The 6,962-nt window shown below is 60.4% G+C and carries 4 protein-coding genes and 1 pseudogene; 3 read left to right on the top strand and 2 right to left on the bottom strand.

The window, feature by feature from the left end; all coding sequences use genetic code 11:
• Positions 1-60: 60 nt before the first annotated feature.
• Entirely contained in the window at positions 61-597 is a 537-nt protein-coding gene (locus VFN25_RS03150; RefSeq protein WP_325138727.1) for a transposase, read from the bottom strand.
• 210 nt (positions 598-807) lie between these two features.
• Here VFN25_RS03150 and VFN25_RS03155 point away from each other — a divergent pair, with 210 nt between their 5' ends.
• On the top strand, positions 808-1,434 hold the full coding sequence (locus VFN25_RS03155) for a hypothetical protein (protein WP_325138729.1): 627 nt from the start codon (positions 808-810) through the stop codon (positions 1,432-1,434).
• A gap of 78 nt (positions 1,435-1,512) precedes the next feature.
• A complete protein-coding gene (locus tag VFN25_RS03160; RefSeq protein WP_325138731.1) occupies positions 1,513-3,738 on the top strand; it encodes a S9 family peptidase in 2,226 nt (741 codons plus the stop codon).
• Between the two features lie 850 nt (positions 3,739-4,588).
• On the opposite strand, the gene VFN25_RS03165 is transcribed toward VFN25_RS03160, so the two are convergent.
• Positions 4,589-6,262: a serine hydrolase gene (locus VFN25_RS03165; protein WP_325138733.1), complete on the bottom strand. Its 1,674-nt coding sequence runs from the start codon at positions 6,260-6,262 to the stop codon at positions 4,589-4,591.
• 397 nt (positions 6,263-6,659) lie between these two features.
• Between VFN25_RS03165 and VFN25_RS03170 the strand changes: the two are divergent.
• Positions 6,660-6,962: pseudogene (locus VFN25_RS03170) on the top strand (hypothetical protein); the annotation flags it as partial.

The following is a 6,962-nucleotide window of genomic DNA, read 5'->3' on the forward strand; positions in this document are numbered from 1 at the left end:
ATTGCCGCTTGATCACCGACCGCCACCGCTGATCGGGAAATAGCTATCTGCATAGCGTCGCTACGGGGACCGGGCTTGTCCAACAAACGGTTCAGATCGCGGCTCGCTTCGCTCGCACGATCTAACCTTTCTCGTTATGCAGCGGTCGCTGGCGAGCCCCAGATTCGCCTTCGCGCTCGACCAGGAATAGGCCTCCGCCGAGTCAACCATTGCCGCTCGAACCGGGTTGAGGTCGATATACCGATACACCATCAGCAGATAATTCTCGTTCTGGACAAGACAGGATCGAAAACGGCCTTCCCACAGGGTCCCGGTTCGCTCATGGCGTCGATTGAAGCCCGCCACATAGCGCTGATTGAGCAGGCGCATGGCGTGGGCCAGATGATCGGCCTCATTCGTCGTCATCAGCAGATGGACGTGATTGCCCATCAGGGCATAGGCGTGAACGGCCAGCTCATGCGAGCCCGCAACGTCGATGAGCAGATCCCGATAGCGCATGCGATCGCTATCGTCAGCAAAAATCGCGGCGCGATTCACTCCGCGCTGGGTGATATGCATGGGGACACCAGGGACGACAAGCCGGGGTCGGCGCGGCATGTTGGCACTCCAGTTTTCAAATGAGCCGACAGCGTGCCCCGTACTTTCTGCTTCGTCAGTCGGCAATTGCCGCGAAATCTTGTGAGAAAACGGCGCGTTTCAAACAAATAATGCCTCCGTCCCCTTTTTGAATGGTTCGGGCTAGAGTAGGGAGTCCAGCGAGCGCCGGGACGAAAGTCCAAGGGGTCGCGTTCATTCAAGGATCCCGACATGAAAGCTCATGCCGTGCGCTTCGGCGCAACGCTTGCCCTCGTGGCACTTCTCGCCGCCTGTTCACAGCAAGCGCCGACGCCTTCCGTTGGCGAGCCGACTGCTGCGCCGACGCCGCAAAGCGCGCAACAGCAATTCTTCGATGCCATCGCCAGTCATTGCGGTGAATCATTCGCCGGAAGATTGGTGTCCACCGATGCGGCTGATGCGGACATGGCGAATGAAGCCATGACCATGCACGTCAGCAGTTGTTCGGCAAACGAGATCCGCATCCCGTTCAATGTCGGCGAGAACCGTTCGCGCACCTGGGTGCTGACGCGAACCGAACAAGGCTTGCGCCTGAAGCACGATCACCGCCACGAGGACGGCAGTGAAGACGCGATCACCCAATACGGCGGCGACACCGCCAGCGAAGGCAGCGCGACACGCCAGGAATTTCCAGTCGACGCGGAGTCCATCGCCTTGTTCACGGCCAACGACATGCAAGTCTCGAACACCAATATCTGGGCGGTGGAAATCAATGCCGAGCGATTCGCCTATGAGCTTCGCCGCGAGGGGCGCTTGTTCCGGGTCGAGTTTGATCTGAGCCAGCCGATTGCCACGCCGCCTCCCGCCTGGGGCGCGTGATACGCGTGTCGGAGCGACGTCGTTGACGGCTTCCGGCGTTCGCTTGTGACCGCCCAAGCAACAAAGGATTTCCAATCCATGAATTTGCGAATATTGCTGATCGGCGTCGGCGTGCTCATCGCCATCCTTGTCACGCCGATCACCGCCATTGCGGTTGACAATGAAACAACGCCGCGACGGATGACGATCGAACGGCTCTACAGCCTGCCGTCGATCATCGGCACTGCGCCGCAAAGTCCGACCTGGTCGCCAGACAGCCGCCGGCTGGCGTTTCTGTGGAATGACCAGGGCATGCCGTTTCGCGATATCTGGATGACCGATAGCCAGGGCGGCAAGCCGGTTCGGATCACGCGCATGCCGCGCGCCGAGGTTCCCGCGCAGCCGGGCACCGATATCGCCAAGCTCGAACAGGCGGCGCAAGTCGAATCCGATCACGGCATTTCCGAGCTGGTCTGGGCGCCCGATGGCCGGCATCTGATCTTCGCCTTGCACGGTTCGCTCTATCAGGTATTGCCGGGGAGGCCCGCGCAAGCGCTGATCGAAGGTGGCGTCTCCGGCTGGGATCTCGGCACCTCGACATCGGCCAAGGCCATCGCATACCGATCGGCAACTGACTTGTGGGTTGCCGATTTCAAGACCGGCAACGTTGTACCGCACAAGATCTTTTCGCCGGGTCGCAAGGATGTGCGCGTCGAGTCCCATGTCTGGTCTGGCGATGGCAAGCGGCTGGCTTTCATCGAAGCCGATCTGTCGAAAGTGCCGACACGCGGAATTCCCGACTACCTCGGCGAAGAGACCCGACTGATCGAGGTCAAGCGACCGTTTCCCGGTGAGCCATCGCCAACGCGCCGGCTCGGTGTCATCGCCGCCAGTGGCGGCGAGGTCACCTGGATGGATCTTGGCGACAACCCGCTCGATCAGATTTTCGATGTGCGCTGGTCGCCCGACAACCAGCACCTGCTGGTCGACAAGAGTGATCTCTACATCAAGGATCGACGCCTGCTGATCCTCGATCCGGCCAATGGCAAATCGCGACTGCTGCTGCAGGAAACCGACCCGAACAATGTCACTGCAGAATGGTGGGCCGATTGGTCACCCGATGGCAACGGCGTCTATTTCATCTCAGACCGTGACAACGATTACCACGTCTACTATCAGGCCCTGGCAGGCGGCGAACCGAAGGCGATCACGGCGGGCGACTGGGCCGTGTTTTCGGCAAGCATCTTAGCTCCAGCGGATGCGCTGTTCGTCGTCAGCAACCAAGGCAATGCCGAATCGCGTCGGCTCTATCGTGTCCCGCTTGACGGAGACAAGGCGCAGGCGTTGACACCGGCCGAAGGCGCGCATCATCCATCGATTTCACCAGACGGCAAACATATCGCCGATCTCTACTCGAATGATCTGACGCCACCCGATCTGTATCTGCAATCGACTGTCGCTGCGAAGGCAATGCGCCGCCAGGTCACCCATTCGCCGCTGGCGGAATTCAGCGACTATCGCTGGATCGCGCCGAAGTACGTGGTCTTCCACAACATCAACGACAACACCCCGGTGCATGCACGCCTGACCCTGCCGCCGGACTTCGATCCGGCGCAGAAACATCCGGCCATTCTCGGCTCGGTCTACAGCAATTCGGTACACAACGAATGGGGTGGGCGCGTCTATCACCCGACCTGGGGACTCGATCAAATCCTCGCCCAGCAGGGCTACCTGGTCATGAATGTCGACATCAGCGGCAGCTCGGGCCATGGCAAGAAGTTTCGCCAGCGCATCGGCATGGATTACGGCGGTGTCGATGTCGATGACCTGTACAGTGCGACGCGCTATCTGATCGAAGAGTTCCAGGTCGATCCGAAACGGATCGGCATCTGGGGCAGCAGCTATGGCGGTCTGCTTACGACGATGTCGATGTTCCGCTATCCGGATGCGTACGCCGCGGGTGTGGCCGGCGCGCCGGCTTCCAATGTATTCCACGCGATGACCGGCGAGATGCAGACGATGATGGCGCCGCAAGATCACGCCGAGGAGTACGCGAAATCATCGCCCTACCTGCGCTCGGGCGACCTCAAGGGTCATCTCATGCTGATCCACGGCATGCGCGACTGGATCGTTCTGTACAAGGATACGTTGACCCTCACCGAGCGCCTGATCCTGCAAGGCAAGAGCGTCGATCTGGTCACCCTGCCAAACGCACCGCACGGCTGGGATACCGAAGGCCTTGCCCAGACCCGCTACGCCTTCCGCAAATTGATCGATCATTTTCAGCGCTATCTCGGTAAAACGGAAACCGAGGTAGCGCCTTAGGGCAGAGTCCAAATCGCGAGCTTCGCCGCGCTCGCCCACCATGCCCGGAGCATCCCGCGCGATCGATCGATGGAGGCCCCTGCGGTAGCTCTGCCAGACGAATCCCGGACTCAGTCGGTGGTATCCCGGGATAGGCAACCGTCGACCAATCTCAACCGGCCGCATCTTCCATGATTCCGTGCCCTACTGTCTGCTGGCCTCAAGTTTCGACATCAGCTCCCGGTCGGATTCGAAAGATCTGGCAGCAGACCTCTTGAGGCGGCGAAAAAAATTGGCTCGCCAACCAGCGCGAAAAGCGCACGTCAGTGCTCAGTCGCGCCGAAGTGAGACGCCCAACTCCTCGATTCATGTTGATCCTTACGCCGCTACGCGACGCGGCATCCCTGCCGGGATTTCACTCGCCTCAGACGAGCGCGTCACGTCACATTGAATGGCCACTACCCTGCAAGTGCAATGCGAACGACACAGTCGAGCCCGAGGCCGACGTAATCAGAAGCATCCAAGAGAGTCGTCATCCGATTCAGTGATCCGCGGACATCCCGCGCGGCTGCTACGCATCGTGCGCAGCGAAGCCAGATCAAGCGCCTCTCTCTTCGCGCCTGCTTTCCCTTCTCCCGCAAAGTGGGAGGAGGTGCCCGCAGGGCGGATGAGGGGCTTTGGCTTTGGCTTGCGCTGTGCTCTTCGCCCGCCGGGGGCGAGTGAAAAGCCGCAGGGAAACCGCGCCGCAACACAAGGTTCTTTAGAAGTACAACGATCCCCGGAAACCGGCGATTCGATCATCGCCGCCCACAACCTGCCTGCGCAATGGCAACGAGCACAGGCCAAGATCATCCGGTGTCGCTCCCTTCGCCTACTCGGCTATCCGCGTGAAGGTCGTGGCTCGTCCGCCCTGGTGCGAAATCAGCGATGCGGCAGGTTTGCTGCCTGGCGGAAATTCGAGGGTCACGTCGAACTCCTTGATGAAGAACCGGGTCGCGGATTCAGCAAACAGTTCAAATGCGGGTTGGCCAGCCATCTGTGCGGTCATGCCGGAATCGCTTAAGGCGATCGTCAGGTCATTGCCATCGTGCCGGTAGACGCCGGCGACACGTTTCATTGCCGCTTCCGGCAAGGTTGTCGACACGCGTTCTGCGGGCAGTGGCTCCGCGGTTCGCGCGACACGCTGGCCCTTGCTTTCGTCGTTCTCGAAGAAACGCATGGCGACAACATTGCCTTTGCGGTTGCGCTCGAACTGCACGCGCGACAGGCCTTCCTCAAAGACAAAGTTGTCGCGGGCAATTGGAATCAGCACGAACTTCCCGCCTCCTGTTCGCTGCGAAGTCAATGTTCCGTCGACGACACGCACCGCGCGTGCTGAATCCTTGTCGATGCGGTACACGCCTTCATAACTTTTCAGGGTCTCGCTATCGACAGGAATTGCGTTCCGATCCGGATACGGCTTGCCGATGGCGAAGGCGGCGAGGCGATGGCCAAGCTCGGAGGCACCGGCCATGCCCTTTTTGCCGGCGTCGAAATTCTCCAGCACGGCCACCGTCGTCGCGCTCTCGGGCAGGTAAATCAACTCGGTGTTGAAGCCGAAAATGCCACCGCTGTGCTTGAGTACCGGCTTGCCGCGCAGAGTCGCATGCTCGATGCCAAAGCCGTAGTGGGCGCTTTTGGCCTTGCCGATCGGCGTGATCATCTGTTCATAGCTGGCTTTCGAAAGTACCGCGCCGCCGTGCAGCGCGCGGTTCCAGCGCAGCAGATCATCGACGGTCGAGACCAGCGCGCCGGCCGCATGCGGTTGCGACATGCTGAGGTATCTGGCGAGCGCCCAGTGATCACCAACCCGGGTGTAGCCGCCGACGTGACCGGGAATCACCGCAATCGCCTCGTCGCCGTATTCCGTGTGTTTCAGCCGCAGAGGCTGAAAAAAGACCTGATCCAGATAGTCGTACCACGGCTTGCCACTGGCCGACTCGATCACTGCGCCGACCAGTACGTAGCCGGAGTTGTTGTAATTCCATTGCGCACCAGGCGCGAAGTCGGCTTTCTCATCCTTGAAACTGTCGATCAGTTGCTTCGTCGTCATGTCCTTGCCGATCAACAAGTCCATGCGCCCCGGGATGTCGGTGTAACTGCGGATGCCCGAGGTATGGTTGAGCAACATGCGAACGGTAACGTTGTCGCCATTCGGATAGCCTGGGACGAACTTCGTCAGCGGATCATCAAGCGAGACCTTGCCCTGCTCGACGAGCTTCAGAACACCCGCCGCGGCGAACTGCTTGGTCACTGAACCGAGCCGGAAAACCTGATCGGGCGACAGCGCGACACCCAGTTCGAGACTCGCCATACCGCGCGCGCCACGATAGACAATCTCGTCTCCGCGAGCGATCAGAACCACAGCGCCCGGCCCGTCCGCGGCAAAATTCGTCGCCAGCATCGTGTCGGCGTAATGTGCGATCGCCTGGCGGTCGGGTGCTGCGGCGGCAACCGAGGCGGAGACGGGAAGAATGAGGAGCAGAGCGGCGCGTAATAGGAGCATGGGATTGCCTTGCAGAGGGACGCGAGTCTGACACTCAAAATATTGCGACGACAAGATGCAAGGAAGAAAGCAGGAAGATACACGCGGGCCACGGCTGGTTCCCGTCATTGCCAACTCCACCTGAAGCTCGGCGACGAGATAGCGCCAGTCGCAGAATGCTGCAGTGCGTCTTGTGCGCCCATACGGCCGCGTACAGACTCCGCGCCGAACCCATTATCGTGGGGAGCTTCGTTGTCGACCGGGGAGAGTCGACACGCAGCGCGATACCGGGATCAGCGTGGTTTTTCTGTCCGGGGCCCAACCCCGTCATCCAGCCAATGCTTTCCTGGGAGGGAATGCTGTGAATCGAACCCAACTTGCACTATCCGTGCTCACGTTGTTTATTTCTGCACCTTTGATGGCCGGGGAATCCCCCGCCGATGTGTCTTCGTTCGCCAAGCAGCTATCCGGCCCGGCCTCCGAGATCGAGAGCATGCGTACGCCGTCGCCAGTGGATGCCGCGATTGTTTCCCGGTCCGCCCTGCTGCCGGTACATTTCGACAACAACGGTTCCACTGAACGCAGCTGGCAAAGCACGCTGCCGGTCGAGAACGGCAAACTGCGCTTTCTCGTGTTCGAGCCCAGCGACAGCAACTGGCAGGTCGATCTGGTCACCGAATCAGGCCGCGAAGTGTCTGCGGCATCGCAGGCCTCGCGAGTC

It is taken from the genome of Dokdonella sp., assembly GCF_035703485.1.
Classification (GTDB): Bacteria; Pseudomonadota; Gammaproteobacteria; order Xanthomonadales; family Rhodanobacteraceae; genus Dokdonella.

Excerpts from the sequence above, each read along its gene's own strand:
- VFN25_RS03150 (WP_325138727.1), bottom strand. The coding sequence starts at position 597 with ATGCCGCGCCGACCCCGGCTTGTCGTCCCTGGTGTCCCCATGCATATC.
- VFN25_RS03155 (WP_325138729.1), top strand. The coding sequence starts at position 808 with ATGAAAGCTCATGCCGTGCGCTTCGGCGCAACGCTTGCCCTCGTGGCA.
- VFN25_RS03160 (WP_325138731.1), top strand. The coding sequence starts at position 1,513 with ATGAATTTGCGAATATTGCTGATCGGCGTCGGCGTGCTCATCGCCATC.
- VFN25_RS03165 (WP_325138733.1), bottom strand. The coding sequence starts at position 6,262 with ATGCTCCTATTACGCGCCGCTCTGCTCCTCATTCTTCCCGTCTCCGCC.